This is a genomic window from Actomonas spartinae (assembly GCF_051209155.1).
Lineage (GTDB): Bacteria > Verrucomicrobiota > Verrucomicrobiia > Opitutales > Opitutaceae > Actomonas.
This window is the reverse complement of the sequence record NZ_JBPJGB010000002.1, coordinates 1409638-1434060: the sequence shown is the minus strand read 5'-3', so window position 1 is coordinate 1434060 and position 24423 is coordinate 1409638. Positions and strand designations below refer to the sequence as shown.

The window sequence follows — 24423 nt, the reverse complement described above, 5'->3', positions numbered from 1 at the left end:
GGCTTAGCGCCATTGAAACGCGAAGTAACGCGATTTTTCCCTGCCGTGGGTAAACAGGGTGTGCGGATCGTTGGCTGCGACGAAGAATACGTCACCCGGTTTGCCGATGTGACTCTTCCCGTTGATCTGCAGGTCCACATGGCCTTCCAACATGATCACCATCTCCTCGGCCGCGTGAGTGTGCACCGGGTGGTTTTGCACCCCCGCCACCAAAGTCGTCTCGTGCAGTTCGAATAAACGCAAAGTTTCGGTCGAGCCGTTGAAAAACCCCCGCCAGCCACCGCGCGGATTGGCCGAGAAATCCACGTCCTCCGAGTCATGGATCGCCGACCGCAAACGCTTCGCCGGATCACCGTCGGCGTCGAACCCCCAACGGCTCTTGTAACGTAAAACATAATACGTGACCGGCGCGTCGCTCCGGTTGGTCCAACCATGCGCATCGCCCGCCAACGCAATCGCCACACTGCCCGGTCCCACCTCCTTGGTCTGATCGCCGACCGTGATGGTGAGCCGGCCTTCCTTCACCACGATCATCTCCTCCATGTCGTCATGCGTGTGCGGGGCATGCGGCGCGAGCCCGGGGTTCAAAGTCGTCGCGTGCACCAGGATCTTCGCGGCATCCGCCCCTTCACCGGCAAACAGCTCCCGGCGCTCGCCCGTGTCCGTTCGCTCTGCCGTCAGGGAGGACCAGTGCCAAACACCCGACGTCAGCCTCTCCCCCGCACTGGCGACCGACAACAACGCTAAAGACATAAGGCAAACGAGCAGGGGTTTCATGGGCGGGGTGCGACCAGCGAACCCCTCGCCACCCGCTTCGCGCAAGCCACCGCTCGACGCTTCCCGCGAATCGTTAAACTTCGTTTGATTCCCGCCCACCGCCCAAACACAGTCCGCCCGTGCCGCCCTCCCTCCGTCCCCTCACCGTGTTTCTTGTGTTCGTTGCCGTGTGCGGCGGCTTGCGCGCGGATTCGGTCAGCGAGCTAACCGCCGCCCGGGAGCTGTTCGACGCGCGACGCTACGCCGAGGCGCAGCCCAGGTTCGAAGCCTTGCTCGAAGCCGAACCACACAACACGACCGTTCTGCTTCACCTTGGAAAACTCGCCGCCAAACGCCGCGAGCGCGAACTGGCGGTCGACTACCTCAAGCGCGCCGTGGAACTGGAACCGCAGAACGCCGAGCTGCAGTTTGAATATGGCGCCGCCGCCAGTTTCTACGCCGGCACCCTCGGCACGTCTTTTGGTGCCTTGCGCGAGGCTCACCGCGGCCGCAAGGCGATGGAACGCTCCGTCGAGCTCGCGCCCGACAACCTCATGTTCCGCCAGGGCCTGCTGGAGTTCTATGCCGCCGCCCCCGGCATCGCCGGCGGTAGCATGCGCAAGGCCTACGCCCAAGCCGACGCCATCGCCGAACGCGATCCCGACCAAGGCGCATTCGCCCGCGCCAATCTGCAGCGCGCCGAGGACGACCACGCCGGCGCACTCACCACGCTCGGCGGCATCCTCGACCGCGCGCCGGACAACTACTTTGCCCTCTTCCAATTTGGTCGCTGCGCCGCCGAGTCCGGCCTCGAGCTCGAACGGGGCCTCGCCGCCCTCCGCCATTGCCTGGAGCTGCCCGCCCCCGACAAGGGCGCCCCGCCCGCCTACGTCTGGTGGCGCATCGGCCAGATCCAATCCCGGCTCGGTGAAATCGCCGCCGCCCGCGAGGCCATGCAACAAGCCCTCGCGCTCATGCCCAACGAGTCGCGCATCCAGGAAGAGCTCGCCGCCTTGCCGACCGCCTGATCCCCCCACTCACTCCGCTCGTGTCCACCGCGCCACCTGTCCGTTTCGATGCCCTCACCAAACGTTTTGGCGACGGTCCGGTCGTGCTGTCCGACATCAATTTTTCCGCCCACGAGCGCGACTTTGTCGCCATCATCGGCCCCAGCGGTTGCGGCAAATCCACCCTGTTGCGCCTCATCGCGGGGCTGAGCCAAGCCTCGTCCGGCCAACTATCCATCGCCGGACGTCCCCCGGCTGATCACGCCACCGAACTCGCCTACGTTTTCCAGGAACCCACCCTCATGCCCTGGGCCCGGGTCGCCACCAACGTCGAGCTGCCGCTGCGCCTGCGCGGTGTGCCCGCCGCCGAACGCGCCGCCACGGTGCAACGTTGCCTGGAACGCGTGCGCCTCGCCAACCGCGCCGACGCTTATCCCCGGCAGCTCTCCGGCGGGCAACAGATGCGTGTTTCCATCGCGCGCGCCCTCGCCGTCGAACCGCGCCTGTTGCTGCTCGACGAACCCTTCGGCGCCCTCGACGAGATGACGCGCAACCACCTCAACGAGGAATTGCTCGCCCTGCGCGAACAGGGAGATTGGACCGCCTTCTTCGTCACGCACTCCATCAGCGAAGCCGTCTTCCTCGCCAACCGCGTCATCGTCATGGCCGCCAATCCCGGCGTCATCGCCCACGAGGTCACCGTCGACCTGCCCTACCCGCGCACCGCCGCCACCCGCGAATCCGCGCGCTTCCACGAGCTCTGCGATGAACTGTCCCGACTGCTCCACGCTGTCGAAACCACCGCGTCCGCATGAACGCCAAGACGCTCCGCTTCGTCGCCCCGCTTTGCTCCGCCCTCGCCTTCCTCGGCGCCTGGTATGGCGTGCGCGCCAGTTTGCCGCCGACCAAACAGTTCATGCTGCCGTGGCCTCACGACGTCGTCCGCGCCTTCATCGCCAATTACGAGACCCTCCTGCAGGCTTCGCTCAATATCGCGCTCGGCGCCGCCATCGGACTTGGCAGCGCGACGCTCATCGCGGTCGCCCTCGCCATGCTCATGTCGCTGAGCAACCTCATTCGCGCCAGCCTCTACCCGCATCTGATGGCACTGCAAATGATGCCCGTGATCGCCCTCGCCCCGGTGCTCGTCATTTGGGTCGGCCCCGGCCTGCCGTCGGTTTCGATCATCACCTTCCTCATTTGCTTTTTCCCCATCGTGGTGAACACGACGCAGGGCCTGATCTCGACCGACCGCAAACTGGTCGACCTCTTCGCCCTCTACCGGGCCAGCCGCTGGCAACAGATCACGCGCCTCCGTCTGCCCGCCGCGATGCCCTACTTTTTCACCGGCCTGCGCATCTCCGGCATCCTCGCCTCCATCGGCGCGATTGTCGGCGATTTTTCCGCCGGCTCCTCGGCCAACGGCGGCGCCGGACTCGGGTTCCTCATCCTCATCTACGGTGCACAGAACAAAATGGCCGACCTCATCGCGACGGTCATTTGCGGCTGCCTCATCGGATTTGTGTTTGTGCTCATCGTGCATCGCGTGTCGTGGTTCTGCCTCCACCAATGGCACGATTCCTACGAACGTTCGGACTCCTGACCCTCGCCGCGCTGCTCGCGGCCTGCAGTCGCGAACCCGCGCCGTCAGAAACCTCGCCGGACAGCAAGCCCCTGCCCACCAAGGTCACCCTGCAGCTCGACTGGTTTCCCGAGCCCGCCCACGGCGGTTTCTACCAGGCCGCCGAAAAAGGCTATTACGCCGAAGCCGGTCTCGACGTGGAAATCAGGCCCGGTGGCCCCGGCGGCCGACCCACCCAAAAGGTCGCCGCCGGCCAGGTCGCCTTCTCCATGGGTCGCAGCGACGACATGATGCTCGCCGCCGAGCAGGGTCTGCCCGTGCTCATCGTCGCCGCCCTCATGCAGCACGATCCGCAGGCGTTGCTCCTGCACGCCGACAGCCCCGTCAACACCTTCGCCGATCTCCATGGTCGCGCCGTCATGGCCTACCCGGGCTCTGCCTGGATTCCGTATCTAAAAAAGCGTTACAACATCGAGTTCGACCTCATGCCCATGAGCTTCGGCCTCGCCCGCTTCATCGCCGACCCGAACCTCATTCAGGCCTGCTTCGTGACCGACGAACCCTTTCGCCTCGAACAACAGGGCGTGGCGGTGAAAACCCTCCTCTTGGCCGACTCTGGCTACGATCCCTACCGCGTGATTGTCGCACATCGCCCCTACGCTGAGGCCCACCCGGATATCACGCGCGCCTTCGTCGCCGCCTCGCTACGCGGTTGGACCGACTACATGCACGGTGACCCGGCGCCCGCCCACGCGCGCATCGCGGCCGAGAACGACCACATGACGCCGGAGCAAATGGCCTTTTCCCACGCGGAAATGATTCGCGACCACTTCGTGACCGGCGAACCCGCGGCCGGCGAATCGATCGGTGCGCTCGATCCCGCCCGCCTCGACGCCCACGCTCGACTCCTGCACGAACTTGGTGTGCTCAGCCGATCGCTCCCGCTCTCCGACTACGCGACGCTGGAATTCCTTCCCCACAGGTAGCGCGGTTTCGCCAAAACCGCCTTCGACCACCGCGGTCAGGCCCCAAAAAACCGCTCGCCCGCGCGGGGCGATTTTGTTCAACGTGGGCCTTTTACGTCCCTCGCCAACGGCGTCCTTGCCGACGCCAACCATCTGCAATGTTAATCGAAATCCGTAACCACCTTAACCAAGCGGCACTTCTGCTCGCGCTCGGCTCCGCCATGCACCTCGGCGCCCAGGGGATCGCGCCGGCCGACGACGCGGTCACGACCTTGGAAGAGTTCATTGCGACCGAATCCGCCCTCGCCGATTCGGGCGACATCCTGCCGACTTCGCGGCCCGTCGCCTCGGTTTTTGGCGAGCAATCCGTGCTCGATACGCCTCGCGCCGTGACCGTGCTCACGCCGGAGTTGATGGCCCGTTTCGACATTCAGGACTTCGCTGATCTCGGCAAAATCGGCGCCGGCACCCAGCAGATCAATTATTACGGCGTCCCCGGCACGCCCGTGCTCCGCGGCGCCACCGGCGGCGTATTCTTCAACGGCCAACAACGCGCCTACCAGCGCAACGAGATGCCGCTCTCCTTCGGTTCATTCGAGGCGATGGACCTCGTCAAAGGTCCCGCCCCCGCCCACTTCGGCGCCTCCCAGGCCGGGGGTTACACCAACCTCCTGCCCAAGTCGCCCTACTTCGATCGCACCCGCTCCAGCCTCACCCTCGAGGTCGGCACGCACGACGACTACCGCGCGCAGCTCGACACCGGCGCGCCCTTCCTGCTCGGCGAGCGACCGGCGGCCTATCGCGTCTCGCTGACCGGCCAGAAAGCCGCCGCCCCCTACGATCGCGTCCGCAACGACTTCCTGTCCCTCTACGGCGCCATCAAGATCCAGCTCTCCGCCGACACCACCCTCTTCACCGGCGCCGAGGCCTTCCGCTTCAAGTCCAACGAAAACGCCGGCTGGAACCGTCCCACCCAACAGCTCATCGACGACGGCCGCTACGTCATCGGCGAACCCATCAACATCGCCTCCTCCGCCTGGGACGGGCGCGCCAACCGCTACGCGCTCTACGCCAATCCGGCCCTCGTCGTCCCCGCCGAGGTGATCAACGCCGGCCTCATTGACGGTTTTATCACCGCCGCCCAGCGCGACGCCATGCTCGACCTGTCCGACCCGGCCGACCGCGCCACCGCCTACGCCGGCATCGACGCGGCCGACCTCGCGACCATCGCGCAAACGTCATCAGGTTTTCAATACACGCCCGCCTACTTCGCCGCCGGCGGCCGGGTCTTCACCGCCCCGATCGCCGCGCGCACCGTGCTCGCGGCCGACGATGATTTCGCCGACGCCGACAACCTGCTGACCTTCGCCGACCTCGTGAACCGCCGCGCCTCCGGCGCCGTGTTCCGCGCCCAGTTTCTGCTCGACTACATCCACACCAACAAGCGGTCCAACTACGGCTACGCCGTGAGCACCGACCAACTCGTGCTCGAGGCCAAGGCCTCCTGGCAGCAAGAGCTCGACTTCCTCAGCACCACGCTCACCGCCGGCAGCTCCGCCCGTCGCACCGACTCGACCATGCTGCAGGACTTCTTCGACGAACCCTTCAGCCGCCGCGACATCACCCGCCCCGACGTTTCGCCCAACTCCGTCATTCCCGTTGGATCGCAGACCGATCCCAACGGCGTCAACTTCTGGTCGCCCACCTCGCAAGGCGGCGCCAACGCCCACTCCGTCCTCTGGCAGCTCAGCGCCTTCGCCTACGCCGAGAGCCACCCCTTGGAGCGCTTGACCACCTATCTTTCCTTCGTCGCCACCCACGCACCCTACGACACCAACTACCCGGACGGCGTCGACCGCGTGCCCGCCAACGACCCGCGCCGCGACCCGGTTTCCGACGACAAGAATTTTACCAGCGTGAGCTTCAGTCCGGTCTGGTCGCTCACCGATCACGTCCGCCTCTACGCCACTGTCCAGCGCGGCACCTCCATCGATCCGATCGACGGCGGCGCCATCATCGGCCGCGGCAACTTCGCCCGCAACGAACTCGACGAAGTGGGCCTGAAAGTCAGCGCCCTTAGCGAAACCCTTTTCGCCACCCTCGCCGCCTATCAGTGGGAACAGACCGCGTTCAGCGTGCGCGAAAACGCCGCCGAACTGCTGCACGGCAAAGGCCTCGAGGCCGAACTCACCTACGCCCCCAGCGAGCGCTTCGCCGTCATCGCGTCGATCGGCCGCCAGACCGTCAACCGCGACAACCCGCTCGGCTTCCGGTCCATTCCGCTCACCGCAGAGCAATGGGCGCTCTACGCCGGCCAGCTGAACCACAACTTCTCCGGCATCGCCCCGCCACCCGGCTACGGTCCCTACTCCGCGCCCGCCTCCAATCCAAATCTTGAATACCCGGGTTTCCCGCAAGTGACCGCCAAGCTCCATGCCACGCTCGGGCTGCCCGCCGGCTTCTCCCTCTCCGCCGGCCTGCGTTGGAGCGAGGCCTACTGGCACAATTTCGACCGCACGCTCCGCCTGCCGTCCGCCACCACCATCGACGCTTCCCTGCGCTGGGAAAACGCCGACTGGTCGGTCGCCATCCACGGCAGCAACCTCAACGACGCTGACCTCTACACCGGCGCCGAACCCGTCTTCGGCGCCAACACCCTGCTCACCAAAGCCCCCGGCCCCGAGGCCAAACTCGTCCTCACCCACCGCTTCTAAGCCGACCCGGTCAGACCCGATTGTAACCTAATAGGTTACAATCGACGACCCTCTCCACCACAACTTGATCCTATTCTATAACGACTTAGGTGATTCTCGGGTATCGTTTGTCACCTATTAGGTTACAAATTTTGCGCGACGGTTTCGTGATCGGCGCAGGGTGAAACGCGGGGACGGAGTCGACGGTGGGGTTGCCCCTTGGCCGCACTCGTGTCAGGTGGTGCGCCATGAAGCGTGTGCTCCTCTTCCTCGCCACGGCCACATTCCTCGGTTTCGCCACGGGTTGCGGCCAAAAGTCGGCCAACTCAGCTGCGGCCGGTGATGCGACTCCGACGCTCACTCCGATCACGGTGCAACTCGATTGGGTGGCTGAGCCCGAGCACGGCGGCTTCTACCAAGCCCAGGCGCGCGGCTTTTTCACTGAAGCCGGCCTCGAGGTGACGCTCGTCCAAGGCGGCGCCAACGCCTTCCCCACGCAAAAGGTGGCCTCCGGCCAGGCGCAATTTGCCCAAGCCGACTCGACCAACACGCTGCTCGCCATCAATGAGGGCCTGCCCATCACCCAGGTCGCCGCGGTGTTTCAGCAGAATCCCAGTGTGCTCATGCTGCACCCGGGCAACCCCATTTCCTCCTTCGAGGAACTCGATGGCGAAACGATCATGGCGCGACCGGAGTGGGCCTTTCTGCCGTATCTGCGCCAGAAATACGGCATCGAGTTCAACCTCATCCCGACCAACTTCTCCTTGGCCAACTTCATCGCCGACCCGAACTTCATCCAACAGGGCTTCTACATCGCCGAGCCCTTCTTCATCGAAAAGGAAGGCCTGCCCCGCCCCAAGTTTCTCTACGCTTGGGACGCCGGTTTCGATTCCTACGTGGTGCTGATCGCCAATCAGGCTTGGATCACCCAGAACCCCACGGTCACCCGCGCCTTCCTCGCCGCCTACATCCGCGGTTGGGACGATTACCTGCACGGCGACCCCGCTCCGGCCCACGAACTGATGAAGCAGGTCAACGACAACAATACCGATGATTTCCTCGCCTACTCCCGACAGATGATCATCGACGAAAAGCTCGTCACCGGTCGCGGCCCGGACGGTGGTCCCGCCAAGATCGGCCGCATCGAACCCGACCGTTTCACCACGCAAATTCAGCAGCTCGAATCCCTCGACATTCTCAAACCCGCCGGCCGCCTCAACGCCTCCGCCGTGATGACGACCGACTACCTGCCACCCCAGCCCCAACCATGAGTTCCCGTCCCCTGCGCCGCGTCCTGTCCCTCGTCCTCCTCTGTCTCGGCACCGCCATGCTCCGCGGCGCCGACGATGCCGCGCCACCGCTGCGCGCGCTCATCATCGACGGCCAGAACAACCACGACGTCTGGCCCAAGGCCACCTTCATGATGAAGGCCTACCTTGAGGAGACCGGCCTGTTCAGCGTCGACATCCAGCGCACCGCCTTCACTTGGCGCGCCGGCAAATGGCTATCCGATTACCCGCTGGATTCCCAACCCGCCACCGAGGACCTCGAGGAGCCCAAGGCGGATCCCAACTTCGCCCCCAACTTCGCCGACTACGATCTCGTGGTCTCCAACTTCGGTTGGCAAGCGGCGCCCTGGCCGGAAGCCACCCGCGCGGCCTTTGAAACCTACATCGCCAACGGCGGTGGACTCGTCGTCGTTCACGCGGCCGACAACTCCTGGCCCGAGTGGCCGGCCTTCAACCGCATGATCGGCCTTGGCGGTTGGGGTGGTCGCACCGAAAAGGATGGCCCCTACCTTTATTACACCGACGAGGGGCGCCGCGTCCGCGACGAATCCCCGGGGCGCGGTGGCAGCCATGGTCCGCAACACGAGTTCACCCTCACCCTGCGCGAGTCCCACCCGATCACCGCCGGCCTGCCGCACCAATGGCTGCACACCATGGACGAGTGTTACGATCGCCTGCGTGGTCCGGCCGAGAACGTCACCATTCTCGCCACGGCCTATTCATCGGCGGACCAACGCGGCACCGCCCGCCACGAGCCGATGCTGATGACAATCGACTACGAGAAGGGCCGCATCTTCCACAGCACGCTTGGTCACGATGATTACTCGCTCGAGTGCGTCGGTTTCATCGCCACCTTCCAGCGCGGCGCCGAATGGGCTGCGACCGGCAAGGTCACCCAGCGCGTGCCCAGCGACTTCCCGACCGCGACCGAGACGCGCTCGCGGAAGTTTGGGGAGTAGGCAAGCGCCCGAACCGGGGGCACCGACCCCGGCTACCGCCGCACTTCTCTGTAGCCGGGGTCGGTGACCCCGGTCTGATTTGCCTGCCTACTCCGGCAGGACGAACGCCACGTAGGTGTCGCCGCTCTTGGTGCCCATCTTGCCGCCCCCGCAGGCGACCACAACATACTGGCGCCCATTTACGGCATAGGTTGCCGGCGTCGCGTAAGCCCCCGCGGGCAATTTGAAGCGCCAGAGCTCCGCGCCGGTCTTGGCGTCGAAGGCGCGGAAATGTTCATCCTTGCTGGCGCCGATAAACAACACACCACCGGCGGTGACAATGGGGCCGCCGTAGTTTTCCGTGCCCGTGGGTGGGATGCCCTGCGCGCTCAGCTCGGGCAGTTCGCCGAGCGGCACCTTCCAGAGATACTCGCCGGTGTTGAGATCGATGGCGTTGAGCGTGCCCCACGGCGGCTTGACCGCCGGGTAACCATCCGGATCGAGGAAACGATTGTATCCGGTATGCGTATACGGCGGCGGCGGATGATTCACCGCGCCGCGGTCGCCCACGTAGGTCTGCCAAGCCGGCGCCTCATGCGTCGGCGCCGGCGCGGGGGCGGCTCGGTTCTCAACCGGAGCCGGGCCGTGAATGTAATCGAGAATGTTCCCGAGTTGGGCCGGCGTGAGAAAGCCCCAGGGCGGCATCATGTTGCGACCGTGCCGAATGACCTCCGCCGTCTGGTCTCGGGTGAGGCGTTGGTGCAGATCCACGAGCGACGGAATACCGGCGTTATTGCCGCCGCGATCCGCGCCATGGCAACCGGCGCAGAACTGCAGATACATGGTTTCACCGGGCGACTTGCCGGCATCGGCGTGAATCATCTGCAACACCCAGGCCATTTCGTTGGCATTCACGTAGAGCACGCCGTCCGGTGTCGCGGCCGCCCCGCCCCATTCGCCGCCGCCGTCAAAACCCGGGAAAATGATGGTGCCGATTTCACTCGGCGGCGCGAACTGCGTGTGCGGCCGCAGCCGCGCGAAACGCTCCATCACGGCCCGCCGTGCTGCGGGTGTGCGATCGGTGACCTCCGCGGCGGTGAAAAGTTGACGCGCAAAGGGCGCTGGCTTGAGCGGCAGCGGCTGGGTGGGGGCGGTGACTTCACCGGCCAGATCCGACGAAGGCACCACGACCTCCTCCATGGGGAACAGCGGTTCGCCCGTCTCACGGTTAAAGACAAAGACGTGCCCGGACTTCGTGATCTGGGCCACGGCATCGATCTGCCGGCCCTCATGCGTGACGGTGAGCAGGTTGGGCGGCGCCGGCAGGTCGCGGTCCCAAATGTCGTGGCGCACAAACTGGTAATGCCACACCAGCTCGCCGGTCTCGACCTTTAGCGCGAGCAGGCAATTGGCGTAGAGGTTGTCGCCCACCCGATCACCACCCCAGAAATCGAAGGCCGCCGAGCCGGTCGGCGCGAACAGCAGCCCACGCTCCTCGTCCACCGACATACCGGTCCATACATTCACCCCGCCCACGTAGGTGTGGGCCTCGGGTGGCCAGGTTTCGTAACCCGGCTCACCCGGCCGCGGGATGGTGTTGAACACCCAACGCAGCTCGCCGCTGCGCACATCGTAAGCGCGGATCGGCCCCGGCGCCGCCGGCGCCGGGCCCTCGCCCAACCGCATGCCCATGATGATGAGATCGCCCACGACCAGCCCGGGCGTGTTTGCCTGGATCGCAAACCCAGTGGCATCGCGCCCCATATTTTCCGAAAGATCAACCCGCCCGCCGTCACCAAAACTTTCGATGAGCAGCCCGGTCGCCGCGTCGACGGCCTGCAGCCACTTGCCGGCGCCCAAGAGAATGCGCCGATCCTCCCCATCACTCCACCACGCCACGCCGCGGTTCACCCCGGTCGGCTCATGCGGCGTGTAACGCCAAAGCTCGATCCCGCGAGTGGCATCAAGCGCGACCAGATTCAGGCGCGGCGTCGTGGCGTATATCACGCCGTCGATCACGAGCGGATTGCATTGAATCTGCGTGCTGCCGGTGGCATCGCCGGCCGACCACGTCCAAGCCACCTCGAGCGAGGCGACATTCTCCGGCGTGATTTGGTCGAGGGTGGAATACTGACTCGAATTCTTGTCACCGAGGTAGGACGACCAGTTTTGGTCGGCAGCACCCCAAAGGGCGGCGGAGGAAAGAGATAACAACGCGAAGCACGATGCCGGGGCGGGCATCCAACAGGGGTAACGCATGCGCGAAGTTCAGCGCAGGGAACAAGGCGCGCCAAGCTCCAAGGCCGATTCCAGTCACACGAAAACCGGAATCCGTTGAACGACCCGGCGCGATTGCACATTTCTTCGATGATTCGCTGTCCCGGACAACTCCGCAACGAATTGCACAAATCTTAGGTATGATCAGCCCGACCATCGGATGAGTTTGCGTTCACCCCTCTCATCGCATCTATTTTGCTCATCCCATCGCGCCGTGACTTACCCCCAAGCAGTCACGGAAATGTCCGGGCTCCCAACCTCTCAGTTACCCATGAAAGAGCGACAAGTCTTAGCCAGTTCGTGCCCTGGCAAACCCCTCGACCTGCACGCCCGCGCCGAGATGCGCGAACTCTTTGCCCAGAGCATCACCGCCGTGGAGCGCCAGCGTCATCGCCTGCGCGTGCCCCGCGCGGAAGGCCTGTTGCTGAAACGCAAAGACATGCACTTTCACTTCCGACCGGAGATCTTCGTGCAGATTCACGGCACGACGGAGTTTCGATTTCCCAAGGAAACCATCACGGTGAATCCGGGTGAGATGCTCATCGTCCCGGCCGGCCTGCCGCACGGTGAAACCATCTACCGCGACGACTTCGGCAAGTTCCGCAACCTGGTGGTCGGCTTCTACAGCCATACGCTCTCGCTGCACTTCGCGCACGAAGTCGCTCCCGGCCGCCCGGACATCGAGACGATCGAGTTCTTCGAAGCGCCGGAGCTCGAGACCTTCGTGCAGCTCACGAATCAAATTGTGAGCACCTACCACATGCACACGCCTGCCCGCGATGCCGTGCTCAAGGGGCTCACCATGGCCGTGATGGGCATGTTCCAAAACCTCGTCGAAACCGGCGGCGGCTCGCTCGAGGGCGACATCGGGAAGGTGCTCCAGACGAAATGGATCGTCCGCGAGCAGTTTTCGAATCCGCAGCTCAACGTGAAGACCATCGCCGAGCGCCTCCAATGCTCGCCGGACTACCTGTCGCACCTCTTCCACACCGAAACCGGCGAAAAGCTCATCCACTACATCCAACGCGTGCGGATCGACGGCGCGGTCCTGGCGCTCGAAACCACCCCGCTCTATATCTCCGAGATCGCCTACGCCTCGGGTTTCTCTGACCCGGCCTACTTTGCCCGCGTCTTCAAGAAACACCGCGGCGAATCTCCGGCCGAGTTTCGCGAGCGCCTGGACAAGGAACGCCGCGACCAGGAAGAGCGTCCCAAAACGATCTACTACGATCGCGTCGACTTCACGGCCGGGGCCCCGGTGGCGCCGTCGAAGGCGAGCTAGACAAAGTTTATGGCCGCGTGCTTGTGCGAGGGGCGGGACGCTCGCCCGCACAAGCACGCTTGACCGCGTGGGACGCATTTGTCCCGGTGTTCGCCGCGTTTCCGGCGCCAACTCACAGCGCGCCTCGTCCCCGTCCCATGCCCGCCCTGCCCCCCCTCCGCTTTGCGCACCTCGCGTTTCTGGTGAGCCTGCCGATCACGTGGCTGTTGTTCATGCAGACGACCTCGCCCAACGATGCCTACCCGGCGGACGTCGGCATGCACGTCATGTTTGTGCAGGAGGCCGACGCGTTCAAAGCGGAGAATTATTCACTGATGCACAAGTTGACCGGCCAGCTGGCTCGCATCGGCGATCTGCACGCCGGGGTCGAGTTTGGCAACGCGATCAAAGCCAGCTTCGTGATCGTGCTCGGCGCCGCGTTTTATTTTTCGCTCATTCAGGTCCAGCACTACCTTGTGACCGCTCCCACCGGTCAGGCGGGCTGGCGGACGGGAGCCGTCTCCGTGGCCGTCTTTTGGGTGTCGATGCTGCTGTTCGGCTCGTATTACCAAACTGGTTACATCGGGCAATGGACGCCCAACTCTTGGACCAACCCGACCTACACCTTCTCCCGGGTATTCGCCATTGCGCTCTTCGTGCAATTCATCCGGTTCAATGAAAGGTCCGAGCTGAAGGTGCGCCTCGCCGACTGGATCTTAATCGCGGTCATCGCGCCTCTGGCGATGTGGGCCAAACCGTCGTTTCTGCTGTCGTTTGCGCTCACCGTCCCCTTCGTTCTGCTCTTTCGCTGGGCGCGTAAGCAAATCGCTTTGGCCGAAGCCGCGAAATGGTGCGCCGCCTATCTGCCCGCCGGCTTGGTGTTGATCGCCATCACGCTGAGCGTCTACGCCGTCAAAACCGAGGGTGCCGAGCCCAGTCAGGTCGTCTTTTCCCCCGGCACCGGCTGGGGCATCTATTCGGTCAACATTCCCTTGTCCCTGCTCCTGGGAGTCGCCTTCCCACTCTACGTGGTGATCCTGCGGTGCCGCGCGCTCAGCACGGCCCTCGCCATCGGAACGGTGCATTTCGTGACGAGCACCGCGGTGTTCTACTTCCTCGCCGAAACCGGTCCGCGCGCCACCCACGCCAACTTCGCGTGGACCTACATGTTCGGGATGTTCTTCTTTTTTCTGACCGCCGCGCAGGAGTGGTTTCTGCGTCGACCCCATCCACGCAAAGCCTGGTGGTGGATTGGCACCGCTCTGTTCGCGTGGCACTTGATTTCCGGACTAGTCTACTTCGGCCGCATCCTCACCGGAAACAGCTACTTCTAACCCCTCGCCCGTCAGACTGCGACCGCACCGTGCTCGGATTCGTCGGCCGGCACGAGGGTCATCAACAGCACAGCGGCCAGCAATAGCGCGCCGCCGCCGGTCATGACCGCCGCGATGCCGTGACCTTTGAACAGGTGCTCGACGATCCAGCCCATCGCGGCCGACGCGATGATCTGGGGCAGCACGATGAAGTAGTTGAACACGCCCATGTAGAATCCCATGCGCGCCGCCGGCAGCACGTTGGCCAACATCGCATAAGGCAGTGCCAGAATGCTCGCCCAGGCAACGCCCACGAGCACCATGGACACGATGAGCCACGCCGCACTCGGCATCACGCCCGTGCTCAGCAGGCCCACGCCGCCGCAGACCAAACAGATCGCGTGCACGGTGCGCGCCGGGAACTTTTTAACCCAGGCGATCAGCACGAACGCGAAACCAAAGGCCACGCCGTTGTAGACGGAAAAGCAGACGCCGCCCCATTCGATACCGCGCTGATACGCCGCGCTGCCGGGTTCACCGCCAAAGATCGTGCGGGCGATCGCCGGCGCAAAAAAGATCCACATGCAGAACAAACCGAACCAGGTGAAAAACTGCACCACGGCGAGACGCTGCATGAGCTTCGGCATGCCGATGAAACCACCCAAAATATCTTTGATAGCGTGGCCCACGCCGGCGGTGCGCGCCTTCTCCGCCTCAAACGCGGCGAGATCCTCCGGGGGGCGCTCCTTCGTGGTCACGATGGTGTAGACCACCGCGACGATGAACACGACCGCGCCGATGTAGAACGACAGGTGCACCGACCACGGGATGCGACTCGCCTCCCCTTCCGCGCCACCACTGACGCCGACGACGTTGGTCAGGAACCAGGGCATCGACGAGGACGCAACCGCGCCGAGGCCGATCAAAAGGCTTTGCATGGAGTAACCCACCTTGCGCTGCTCCGGCGGCAGCAGATCGCCCACGAAGGCGCGGAACGGTTCCATGCTGATATTGACCGAAGCATCGAGCACCCACAGCAATCCGGCCGCCATCCACACCGCCGAGGCGTTGGGCATGGCGATGAGCGCCAGGCTGGCGAGGATCGCGCCCACGAGGAAATACGGTCGCCGCCGTCCCAAGCCCGTCCAGGTGCGATCACTGTAGTAGCCAATGATCGGCTGGACCACCAGGCCGGTGACCGGCGCCGCCAACCAGAGGATGGCGAGCTCGCTCTCCTCCGCGCCGAGAAATTGGTAGATGGCGCTCATGTTGGCCATCTGCAGGCCCCAGCCGAACTGAATACCCAGAAAGCCGAAGCTCATGTTCCAGATGGCGGGCAGAGATAGACGCGGCGGATGCTTCATGACAGGGGCGAGGTGGCGGCGGGGTTGAGCACCGAGCTTGGCTCGGCCTGCAGGGGTGGCAACTCCCCGGGAGGAGCGCTGTAGTCGCGCTGGCGCGGGTCGCCGTCGCGATCAAAGAGTTTGTGCCAGTGGCGCAGGGTCTCGCCGCGTTCACCGCGCAACGCCGCCAACTGCGTGGCGGTGCAGCGCCAGCGCCAGTTGTCATCCATCGTGCCCGGGCGGTTCATGCGGGCCGCCGAGGGCAGATCGAGCAGGTCCTGCAGCGGCATGATGGCCAGCCGCGCCACACTCGAGAAAGCCGCGCGCAGCAAAGGCCACGCTGTATTGGATTCGCCAATACCATAATAGTCGGCGACCAGCGCACGTTGGTCCTCGTCGAGCCGTTCGAGCCAGCCTCGCGTCGTGTCGTTGTCGTGCGTGCCGGTGTAGACGACGGTCTCCGGCGGGAAAAAATGCGGCAGGTTGACGTTGTTGTCGTCGTGCCCGTAGCCGAACTGCAGGATCTTCATGCCCGGCAGGCCGGCGGCGCGGCGCAGGTCGGCGACACCGGCGTTGATGTAACCGAGGTCTTCGGCGATGATGCGCGCCTCCGGCAAGGCCGCCGCAACGGCTTCGAAAAACGGCAGGCCCGGACCTTCCACCCACTCGCCGCGGCGGGCGTCGAGGGCGTCGGCGGGGATCTCCCAGAAGGTGTGGAAGCCGCGGAAGTGGTCGAGGCGCACGATGTCGCACAGCGCGAAGGCCGAGCGCAGTCGTTCGATCCACCAGGCGTAGTTGGTCTCGGCCTGTTGCCGCCAGTTGTAGAGGGGATTGCCCCAACACTGGCCGCGGTCGGAGAAATAGTCGGGCGGCACACCGGCAATCGCCTCGGGGCGACCGCGGTCATCCAGGCGAAAGACTTCGCGCCAACGCCAGGTGTCGGCGCTGTCGAGCGCCACGAAGATCGGCACGTCGCCGATGAGCGCGATGCCGCGTTCGCCCGCATAGTCGCGCAAGGCCCGCCATTGCCGATCGAAGATGAATTGATGGAAACGGTAATGCGCCGCGTCGACCAGCGCCGGCTGTGGCAGGCGGTCTTCGATGCCGGGGGACCAGTCGCGCCAGGTGCTCGGCCACATCGTCCACGGGTGTCCGCCAAAGTGATTCTTCAACGCCATGAACGCCGCGTAGGACGGCAGCCAGGCGGCGTTCTCCGCCTCATACGCGGCGAGGGCCCGCGCGCCGCCAAACGGGGCACGAGCGCCGAGGGCGATGAAACGATCATGGGCAATGGAGAGGACGCGCCAGAAACGTTGGTAGAGCGCGCCGTAATCAACGACGTGGAGCGGGAGCTCCCGCAGCGGCTTGGTCTCCTCCGCGGTCAGCAACTCGGCGCGCTGCAGTTCCCCGAGGTCGATGAAGTAGGGATTTCCTGCAAAACTGGAAAACGACTGGTAAGGCGAATCACCAAAGCCGGTCGGTCCGGCGGGGCAGATTTGCCAGTGTTGAAAACCGGTGGCCGCGAGGAAGTCGACAAAGGCCCGCGCGCCCGCGCCCAGGTTGCCGATGCCGTAGTCACCCGGCAAAGCGGAGAGTGGCGCCAGCACGCCGGAGGAGCGACAGCGGAGCCAGGTTGGGCGGGGAGTGTTCACGGGGAGAGAAAGGAAAGTGGAGGGGCGTCAGCGAACGCCCGAAGTCGAGTCAGCGAAGCGGCGGCGAAGGAGGCCCTACCACCGCGGGCCGCCGCGCAGTGGTGCCAGCCTGCCCCCGGTCCGTGCGTGAATGGCGCACCGACCGGGCGGCAGGGGGCGGGTTCAAGCGGGTCGTTGTGCGACCCGGCGGAAGGATCAGAATTTGTAGGCGAAGCCCAGGTTGTAGGAGGCGCCGTAGGTCTGGTAGTTGATCACCTGACGCGGGTCATTGTTGTTGTAGGTGACCAGCGGCTCGTTGGTGAGGTTGTAGGCCTGCGCGAAGACCGAGAGACCCTCGACCGCACCGTCCTGGAAGGTGTAGCTCAACTGCGCGTCGAAGATCGACTCGGGCTGGGCGACGGAGAAACCACCGTTCGGGTTCACGTCGCCACCCGGGTTGGGCGGACCGAAGGTCGTGATGTATTGACGGTTTTCGGAACGGTAGCGGTGGCTCAGGCGGGCGGCGAAACCACCCCGCTCGTAGTAGACCGTCGCCTGAGTCACGTGACGGGAAAGGCCGGCGATCGGCGCGGTGCCGTTGGCGGGGCCCCAGGGCTGCACGCTGCTGTCGGTGTAAGCACCACCGAGGATGACGCCAAAGCCCTTGAAGTCCGGATTGAGGAGCTCGGACGCAAGCGAGAGGGTGAACTCGAGACCCCGCACGCTGCCGCCCTCGCCGTTGACCGGCTGGGAAACGACACCGAAGTCGAGCGAGGGGTTCACCCCGCCGGGAGCGGGATAACTCGAGAAGTCAGCCACGGAGTTCTGCTCGTAGATGTAGTTCTTGAGGTCCTTGTTGAACGCGGCGATCGAGACGTAACCGCGGTTCTCCGAGAAGTATTTCTCCAGCGAGATGTCGAGCGAGTCAGACTTCCACGGCCGCAGGCGGGAGTTGCCACCGCCACCGCTCCACGGGCTGCGCGTCGGGTCGGTCGAGTTGGAGAGCGTCCCATCGAAGCCCCAGGTGCGGGAGGCGCGCATGTCAAACATGCGGGGACGGGCAATCTGACGGGCGGCGCTGAAGCGCAGGTAGAGGTCGTTGCCGAAATCGAAGGTGAGGTTCAGGCTCGGCGCGACATCCGTGTAGGTGTCGCCGTCGGTGACGGAGTTGAGGTTGTTCCCGCTGGCGGATTGGCCCTGGGACTGCTGGTCGGTGTGGATGACGCGCACGCCGATGTTGCCGGTCATGTTGACGTCACCGATGCGACGCTCGAACGAGCCTTGGGAATAGACCTGGGAAACCTTTTCGCGGATCTCGTAACGGTTGGCCACGATGCCGGTGTCGGTGTTGGAGCGGAAGCCCCAGACGCCATCTTCCCACGCCTTGAGCGGGTCGTAGGCGTAGATCTCGCCAATGCCGAGGTAGCTGAAGTCGGTGGTGCCGATCTGCGGCGGCAACGGGAGGGTGATCTCGCCATTGGGGGTGTGGAGGAAACCGGAAGGATTTTCACCATCGCGCTTGTAGCGGTCGGTGTAGGTGGCGCCGATTTCGAAGTCAGTGAAGAAGCCGTCCATCTCATGACGGGTGGAGAGCTGGAACTGGCCGAGCTCGTCCTTGGACTGGAAGCCCTTCAAATAACCATACATGCCGTTGCCCGGCAGCGTGTCGGAGCCCCAGCCCTGCGGGTCGGTGAGGCGGAGAACCGAACCATCGGCGTAATTCAGCGTCGGCGTGATGACCGGCACCTTACCCGGGGAAAGTTGGATGCGCATGGTGTCCGGGTTGGTGGCGTTGCCACGCAGGCCGAGGCCGGACCAGGTCTCGATGTTGAGATCGTCGCGTTCGACCTTGGAGTAGCTGGCGTCAAAGGTGACGGGCCAGGCCGAATCGGCGCCCATGACCAGGTTCCAGCCGATCGACATCGGATCAGCGTCGCGGTCAAACACGTCGTTGCGCACGACGGGTTGCACGTTGGTCATGGTGAGATCAGTGGCGAGACCATCGGTGATGGTGTAGCCGGGTTGAATCTGCGCACCGCTCCAAATCAGCGGGATCTCCATGCCTCGCAGCATCTGGGTCTCACCGAACTTGGAGACGAAAATATCGAGCGCGGTGTGGATGTTGTTGTCCGGCTTGAATTCGAGGGTCGCCATGACGCCATCGCGCTCGAGCACGCTCTGGCGCACATAGGGCTTGGCTCCACCGAGACCGAAATTGCCATCGGCATCGGTCGGGTAACCCCAGGCTTGGAACTGCTCACCCGCAAACGGGGTGCTGGAGTGGGAGAAACCCAGCGCCACGCCAAAGGTGCCCGCATCGTTCTGGTCGATGTAAGAAACACTGAACTTGTTACCGGTGGAATCCACGCCTGGTGTGAGTTTGCCGAGTTCGGTGAACTGCACGTAGCCGTTCACACCGATGACGCGACCGCTCTTGCTGAGCGGGCGCACGGTGCGCAGGTCGATGGTGCCAGCGAGACCTTGGTTGGTGAGGTCGGCCTCAGCGGTCTTGTAAACCACGACCGAGCTGAGCAGGTCGGCGGGATATTGGTCGAACTCCACCGCGCGGTTGAGGCCGGTGGAAACCTGCTCGCGACCATTGAGCAAGCCGGTGCTGAAATCACCGGTGAGACCACGGATGCTGATGGCCTGACTGCGGCCGTTGGTGCGCTGGGTGGTGAGGCCGGTGAGGCGGGTGAGTGCGTCGGCGATGGAGACATCGGGCAGCTTGCCGATATCTTCCGCGGCGATCACTTCCGCGATGATCTGCTGGTCCTGTTTGATCTGGGCCGCGGCTGCGAGACTGCCAGCAAAACCGCTGGTCACCTCGTAGGCGTCCATGACCACAACATCGCCTGCATTCTCATCGCTGTTGGCGGTGGCCTGGGCAAAACCAGGAGCGGCGACGCTCAGCGCCAGGGCTAGCGTCATCGCGGATTTGGAGGAGTGCTTGGAGTTCATGTTCGTAGGGTTGAATTCCCGGTGCGAAAGCATTGCCACGGTGCTAGCGCGGCAGCGATTCAGGTGGGGAGGGGTTGGGGATCACGCACGATCGCGTATTGCATTCCAAAGTAGGCCAACGCTCCGAAAGCTCCACCGTCAAAGCCTCGGATAAACTGATATGAGCAGGACAAAACCTTGGTTTCTCAAACGCTGTATCGATGAATCACCTACCCTACCGACAGAGGAATAACCCTCATTCATCGGTTTAGTCCAACCGGCCCAAGATTTGTCCTACTGCGACGATTCCTAGGAGACAACGGTCTCGCCAGAGCTGACCAACAAAACCAGACGGGCACAAAAAAAGCGGGCCCCTCGTGACCCGCTTTTCGGATAAATATGCGGCTCGACTCAGCTCGCGGCACTCGCCGGCTACCGTTCCGCGACCAGGACCAGGTAGCCCCATGCCGGCAAGGCGACCGCGATCGAGCGATTGACCTGATGCGGCGCTCCGCCGAACGCATCGCGCCAGGCGCCGGTCAGGCCAGCGTGCGCAGCGTCGAAGGTCACCGCTCCATCGCTCAGGTTGAGGAAGGCAGCCACCCGCGAACCCTGGCCGTCGTCACGCAACAGCGCGTAGACCGCTTCGTTCGCGGTGGTCGGGATCCGCACCATGCCGGTGCCGGTGTGCAAGGCCGGGGTGTCGCGGCGCAACTCGCAAAGGGTGCGATAAAACCCAGCCAGCGGCGAACTGGTCCACGTGATCGGATCGCGCTCGAAAAACTCCAGGCGTTTAGAGAGGCCCGCCTCCTGACCATTGTAGATCAGCGGGATGCCATCGAACATGAAGGTCAGCACACCGAAGGTTTCCACGCCGCCACCGAGCCGCTCCGTCACGGTGCCTTGCCAACTGTTTTCATCGTGGTTGGTGGTGTAGTAGATCAACGATCCGCCATCGGGGAACCGCACCGCGGTGCGGGCGAGTTCATCGTCAAGATGAGAAGCCCCGCCCTCCCCACTCGCGACGGTGTTGATGACGTGCATCATGCCGAAGGAATAAGACGAGTTGAAAGCCGCCAATTGGTGCTGCGGCACCTCCGATTCCGAGAGCAAATAGATATCGGGCTTCACTGCGCGCAGACGTCGCGCCGCCTCATTCCAAAAGGCCGTGGGCACGCCGGTCGCGTAGTCGCAACGGTAACCATCGATGCCAGCCACTTCGACCCAATACAGCATGTCACCGATCGCCGCGTCCCATAGTGCCTGATTCTCGTAGTCGAGCTGGATGACATCCGTCCAATCGAAGCCATAGGGCGGCACAAAGTTACCGTTGGCGTCGTGCGCATAGTATTCCGGATGCGACTGCGTCCAAGGGTGGTCCCACGCGGTGTGGTTGCCGACCCAATCCATCACCACGCGCATGCCCATCGCTTGGGCGGCTTTCACGAGCCGCACGAAATCAGCCTCGGTGCCAAACTCCGGGTTGGTGCCCCGGTAGTCGGCGATGGAGTAGTAACTGCCCAGCGGTCCCTTGCGGTTGGTCTCGCCGATCGGATGAATCGGCATGAACCATAACACGCCGACACCGAGCTCACGAATCCGGGGCAGGTCCGCCTCCACTTCCGCGAACGTGCCGCGCTCACCATACTGGCGCACGTTGATCTCGTAGATCGTTTCGCTCCGCACCCAGTCCGGCACCCCGACCGCCGGCTGCCCTTGGCAAACCTCCAGCGGCTCGGGCTTGAAGTCGGCCTGCAAAGCGACCGGCGCAACAAGGCCGCCGCACAGGAGAAAAAACAGCATACGGGAAAAGGTGGGGTAACGGTTCATGACAAAAGACGGGTCGAGGGAATTAACCACCATCCGGACAAGGTCGGCCCGCGCCACCGCAATGGTGAGGACAGACCCACGCACAACGGGACAAATCTTTGCTCGCGCGTCCGCTCCGGCGACAGGCACAAAAGGGCCGGCTGAGCAGAACGCCCAGCCGGCCGAAGTTCCTTCGCGAGAGTTTAGCGGTTATTTTTCCGCCGGGTAGCTGTAGTGCAGCTTGCCCGGCACGAACTGGCCGTTCTTCACGGCCGGCACGAAGGGCACCGTGCTGAACGACTTCGCTACCGCACCGATGTATTTGTCCGGGATGCCCGGCCCCGGTTGGACCGTCACATTGACCGCCTTGCCGTTCTCATCGATCTCCGCATCGAGTTCGAAGGCCGTCACGCCGATGCGCGCGAGCACCGAATCAAGCAAGGGCGGACCGACCAACATCGGGGCAGCTTCACCGTTCGCAAATTCCTGCAAGCGCACGTTCTTGTAGTAAGCGACCTTGGTCACCCACGTGCGCGGATTGTTCGGCACCATGGAGGCCAGCAGGCCTTCGGTCTGAGCGAAGACCTTGTCCACGTCCGAGGTGATGATGCCCGACGCGGTGGTCACCGGCACGGCATGACGATTGAGCAAGGCGTAACCAGGATCAGGATACGGCGCGAAGTCGGCCACATGATCGAGCTGGCTCTGGCGGTTGCGTTTCATCACCAGCCACGGCATGCCGAGGCTTTCGGCCAGACTGATCTGGTCGGCCAGCGTGTGGCGCACGCCGACAAAGACCATTTCAAACTCGTCGCCATACTTGGCCTTGAGGGCTTCGTAGTGCGGCACCGCGGCGCGGATGATCTCGCGGGCGCCATTGTCGATATCGGCAAAAACAAAGAGGAACAACTCAGGCTCCTGCACATCATCCAGCGCGACATCCTGCAGCTTGCCATCCACCAGCCGCTGCACGTTGCCGAGCAGCTCGTGCGAAACGAGGCTGGTGCCGTCCGACCAGCTCTCGGCTCGCTCTGGCAGCGCGCGCAGGCCTTGGTCAAAGCGGTAGGCGTCCTCCGGCCGCAGGTTGGCCAGCGGAAGACGCTTGCCGCGCTTGCGGCCGGGTTTGAAAAGGGCGAGCGGGCCCAGCAGCCCGGCCGGATCGCCGGAGAAGGATTCGCCTTGGGTGTCCACCCAGTCCTCCGCTTGAGCGGAAGGCAGGACGAGGCTGCTCGCGAGCACCGCGGCGGCCAGAAAGGAGCTAAGTGTTAGTCGGGTTGGGGTCTTCATAAGCAAAGGGTCGAATTACTACAGGACGGCATTTCACGAATGCCAACCCCGGAAGTTGTCGCGGCACGCCATCTGCACCAATATTCGACCATGCCTCGCCTGCAAAACTGCGTGCTCCTGCACGGCCCCGATCTCAAGCCGCACCACTGCCGCACCTTCGCTTGGGAGCAGGACACCGTTACGGAACTTGAGCTTGGCGCACCGACAGCCCGGCTGGACGCCCCCGCCCTCGTGATTTTGCCCGGTCTCTACAACGGCCACACGCACGTCGGCGACGGCGCGCTGCCCGATGGCGCCGCCGGCCTGTCCCTGGAACAGGGTTTCTTCCGCCCCGCCGGCTACAAATATCGGGAACTCGCCAAGCTCTCGCCCTCCGACCTGCAGGCGCACATGACGCGCACCCTCGAAACCATGGCCCGCACGGGCACCGTGGCTCATCTCGATTTTCGCGAGCAGGGCGCCGAGGGAGCGCGCCTGCTACGCGCCGCCAGTGACGCGACCGGCGTTGAATCGATCATCCTCAGCCAATTCAACACCTCGCCCTTCGACACCGCCGCTCTCGATGCCGGCACCGCCGGGTTGCCTGATGCCGCGCGACAGGAACTTGTCGACATGTTGGCCGTGGCCCACGGCTTTTCCGAAAGCACCATGAACGATCTCACGCCACCGGCATGGCGCGAAATTCGCGACGCAACCCGCGCGATCCGAAAGCTCCGGGCCATTCACTGCTTGGAAAACGTGGGCTACCGCGATCTCTCACACCAACGCACCGGCCGCGGCGATCTCACGCGCGCGCTCGACCGTTGCGAATACGACGCCGACCTCATCGTGCACCTCACCGCCGCGTCCGCCGGCGAGATCATGCAAATGGCCGACTCTGGTCGCACCGCGGCGATCAACCCCCGCGCCAACGCCACCCTCGGCCTGCCGCTGCCGCCGGTCACGCCCTTGCTCGACGCCGGCGTGCGCCTGCTGCTCGGCACCGACAACGTGATGCTCAATCCCCCCAACCTCTTCGCCGAACTCGATTTCACTTTCCGGCTCGCCCGCTCGCAGGCCGGTGAAGCTCGGCCGTCCGCCCCCGCTTCAGCCGATGTTCTCCGCATGGTCACGAGCAACATCCGCCCCCTGCTCGGCGGGGATCACTATGGCTACCTTGAACAGGGGCTGCCCGCCTCCTTCGTCGTGCTCGACTTCACCGCCCCCCACCTGCGGCACACCCGCAACCTGATCGCGTCCATCGTCGGCCGCGTGGGCACCGCCGACGTTTTGGCCACCGTGCACCGCGGCAGGGAACTCTGGCGTTCCCCGCAACTTTCCTTCTGAGTGCGC

At 64.2% G+C, this 24423-nt stretch carries 17 protein-coding genes; 10 read left to right on the top strand and 7 right to left on the bottom strand.

Translation table 11 applies throughout. The annotated features are described in order from the left end of the window. Window positions 1-3 precede the first annotated feature (3 nt). The gene (locus AC0MRV_RS13545) at window positions 4-753 is read right to left on the bottom strand and encodes a cupin domain-containing protein (protein ID WP_472765018.1); all 750 of its coding nucleotides are present in this window, start codon (window positions 751-753) and stop codon (window positions 4-6) included. Window positions 754-896: 143 nt separating this feature from the next. On the opposite strand from AC0MRV_RS13545, the gene AC0MRV_RS13540 reads away from it, so the two are divergent. From AC0MRV_RS13540 to AC0MRV_RS13510, 7 genes are all read left to right on the top strand, one after another. Next, complete coding sequence (locus tag AC0MRV_RS13540; protein WP_472765017.1) at window positions 897-1784, top strand: tetratricopeptide repeat protein; 888 nt, start codon at window positions 897-899, stop codon at window positions 1782-1784. 20 nt (window positions 1785-1804) lie between these two features. Beyond that, window positions 1805-2578, top strand: coding sequence for an ABC transporter ATP-binding protein (locus AC0MRV_RS13535; protein ID WP_472765016.1), 774 nt, complete (start codon window positions 1805-1807; stop codon window positions 2576-2578). Continuing rightward, the gene (locus AC0MRV_RS13530) at window positions 2575-3366 is read left to right on the top strand and encodes an ABC transporter permease (RefSeq protein ID WP_472765015.1); all 792 of its coding nucleotides are present in this window, start codon (window positions 2575-2577) and stop codon (window positions 3364-3366) included. The genes AC0MRV_RS13535 and AC0MRV_RS13530 overlap by 4 nt, the downstream gene beginning before the upstream one ends. Beyond that, window positions 3333-4331 (top strand): ABC transporter substrate-binding protein, encoded by a 999-nt coding sequence (locus AC0MRV_RS13525; RefSeq protein WP_472765014.1) that lies wholly within the window; start codon window positions 3333-3335, stop codon window positions 4329-4331. The genes AC0MRV_RS13530 and AC0MRV_RS13525 overlap by 34 nt, the downstream gene beginning before the upstream one ends. A 137-nt stretch (window positions 4332-4468) precedes the next feature. After that, window positions 4469-7024: a TonB-dependent receptor plug domain-containing protein gene (locus AC0MRV_RS13520; RefSeq protein ID WP_472765013.1), complete on the top strand. Its 2556-nt coding sequence runs from the start codon at window positions 4469-4471 to the stop codon at window positions 7022-7024. Between the two features lie 227 nt (window positions 7025-7251). Next, on the top strand, window positions 7252-8274 hold the full coding sequence (locus AC0MRV_RS13515; protein ID WP_472765012.1) for an ABC transporter substrate-binding protein: 1023 nt from the start codon (window positions 7252-7254) through the stop codon (window positions 8272-8274). Then, window positions 8271-9251 (top strand): ThuA domain-containing protein, encoded by a 981-nt coding sequence (locus AC0MRV_RS13510; RefSeq protein WP_472765011.1) that lies wholly within the window; start codon window positions 8271-8273, stop codon window positions 9249-9251. Before AC0MRV_RS13515 ends, AC0MRV_RS13510 begins: the two co-directional genes overlap by 4 nt. 87 nt (window positions 9252-9338) lie before the next feature. Here the strand turns inward: AC0MRV_RS13510 and AC0MRV_RS13505 are convergent, their stop codons facing one another. After that, window positions 9339-11489: an outer membrane protein assembly factor BamB family protein gene (locus AC0MRV_RS13505; RefSeq protein ID WP_472765010.1), complete on the bottom strand. Its 2151-nt coding sequence runs from the start codon at window positions 11487-11489 to the stop codon at window positions 9339-9341. A gap of 289 nt (window positions 11490-11778) precedes the next feature. On the opposite strand from AC0MRV_RS13505, the gene AC0MRV_RS13500 reads away from it, so the two are divergent. Continuing rightward, a complete protein-coding gene (locus AC0MRV_RS13500) occupies window positions 11779-12789 on the top strand; it encodes a helix-turn-helix transcriptional regulator (protein ID WP_472765009.1) in 1011 nt (336 codons plus the stop codon). A 137-nt stretch (window positions 12790-12926) separates the two neighbouring features. Beyond that, window positions 12927-14102: a hypothetical protein gene (locus AC0MRV_RS13495; protein ID WP_472765008.1), complete on the top strand. Its 1176-nt coding sequence runs from the start codon at window positions 12927-12929 to the stop codon at window positions 14100-14102. An 11-nt stretch (window positions 14103-14113) separates the two neighbouring features. On the opposite strand, the gene AC0MRV_RS13490 is transcribed toward AC0MRV_RS13495, so the two are convergent. The 5 genes from AC0MRV_RS13490 to AC0MRV_RS13470 all read right to left on the bottom strand — a co-directional run bounded on the left by AC0MRV_RS13490 (window position 14114) and on the right by AC0MRV_RS13470 (window position 23091). Then, window positions 14114-15445 carry an MFS transporter gene (locus tag AC0MRV_RS13490; RefSeq protein WP_472765007.1) on the bottom strand — a complete coding sequence of 444 codons (1332 nt, stop codon included), beginning with the start codon at window positions 15443-15445 and terminating at the stop codon, window positions 14114-14116. Further along, window positions 15442-17076, bottom strand: coding sequence for a 4-alpha-glucanotransferase (malQ, locus tag AC0MRV_RS13485; protein ID WP_472765006.1), 1635 nt, complete (start codon window positions 17074-17076; stop codon window positions 15442-15444). Before malQ ends, AC0MRV_RS13490 begins: the two co-directional genes overlap by 4 nt. 195 nt (window positions 17077-17271) lie before the next feature. After that, window positions 17272-19986 (bottom strand): TonB-dependent receptor, encoded by a 2715-nt coding sequence (locus AC0MRV_RS13480; RefSeq protein WP_472765005.1) that lies wholly within the window; start codon window positions 19984-19986, stop codon window positions 17272-17274. 441 nt (window positions 19987-20427) lie between these two features. Next, entirely contained in the window at window positions 20428-21825 is a 1398-nt protein-coding gene (locus AC0MRV_RS13475; protein WP_472765004.1) for an alpha-amylase family glycosyl hydrolase, read from the bottom strand. 189 nt (window positions 21826-22014) lie between these two features. After that, entirely contained in the window at window positions 22015-23091 is a 1077-nt protein-coding gene (locus tag AC0MRV_RS13470; RefSeq protein WP_472765003.1) for a hypothetical protein, read from the bottom strand. Window positions 23092-23181: 90 nt separating this feature from the next. On the opposite strand from AC0MRV_RS13470, the gene AC0MRV_RS13465 reads away from it, so the two are divergent. After that, complete coding sequence (locus AC0MRV_RS13465) at window positions 23182-24417, top strand: amidohydrolase family protein (RefSeq protein WP_472765002.1); 1236 nt, start codon at window positions 23182-23184, stop codon at window positions 24415-24417. Window positions 24418-24423 lie beyond the last annotated feature (6 nt).

Excerpts from the sequence above, each read along its gene's own strand:
- AC0MRV_RS13520 (WP_472765013.1), top strand. The coding sequence starts at position 4,469 with ATGTTAATCGAAATCCGTAACCACCTTAACCAAGCGGCACTTCTGCTC.
- AC0MRV_RS13465 (WP_472765002.1), top strand. The coding sequence starts at position 23,182 with ATGCCTCGCCTGCAAAACTGCGTGCTCCTGCACGGCCCCGATCTCAAG.
- AC0MRV_RS13490 (WP_472765007.1), bottom strand. The coding sequence starts at position 15,445 with ATGAAGCATCCGCCGCGTCTATCTCTGCCCGCCATCTGGAACATGAGC.
- AC0MRV_RS13495 (WP_472765008.1), top strand. The coding sequence starts at position 12,927 with ATGCCCGCCCTGCCCCCCCTCCGCTTTGCGCACCTCGCGTTTCTGGTG.
- AC0MRV_RS13510 (WP_472765011.1), top strand. The coding sequence starts at position 8,271 with ATGAGTTCCCGTCCCCTGCGCCGCGTCCTGTCCCTCGTCCTCCTCTGT.
- AC0MRV_RS13505 (WP_472765010.1), bottom strand. The coding sequence starts at position 11,489 with ATGCGTTACCCCTGTTGGATGCCCGCCCCGGCATCGTGCTTCGCGTTG.
- AC0MRV_RS13530 (WP_472765015.1), top strand. The coding sequence starts at position 2,575 with ATGAACGCCAAGACGCTCCGCTTCGTCGCCCCGCTTTGCTCCGCCCTC.
- AC0MRV_RS13500 (WP_472765009.1), top strand. The coding sequence starts at position 11,779 with ATGAAAGAGCGACAAGTCTTAGCCAGTTCGTGCCCTGGCAAACCCCTC.
- AC0MRV_RS13545 (WP_472765018.1), bottom strand. The coding sequence starts at position 753 with ATGTCTTTAGCGTTGTTGTCGGTCGCCAGTGCGGGGGAGAGGCTGACG.
- AC0MRV_RS13480 (WP_472765005.1), bottom strand. The coding sequence starts at position 19,986 with ATGACGCTAGCCCTGGCGCTGAGCGTCGCCGCTCCTGGTTTTGCCCAG.
- AC0MRV_RS13525 (WP_472765014.1), top strand. The coding sequence starts at position 3,333 with ATGGCACGATTCCTACGAACGTTCGGACTCCTGACCCTCGCCGCGCTG.
- AC0MRV_RS13515 (WP_472765012.1), top strand. The coding sequence starts at position 7,252 with ATGAAGCGTGTGCTCCTCTTCCTCGCCACGGCCACATTCCTCGGTTTC.
- AC0MRV_RS13475 (WP_472765004.1), bottom strand. The coding sequence starts at position 21,825 with ATGAACCGTTACCCCACCTTTTCCCGTATGCTGTTTTTTCTCCTGTGC.
- AC0MRV_RS13470 (WP_472765003.1), bottom strand. The coding sequence starts at position 23,091 with ATGAAGACCCCAACCCGACTAACACTTAGCTCCTTTCTGGCCGCCGCG.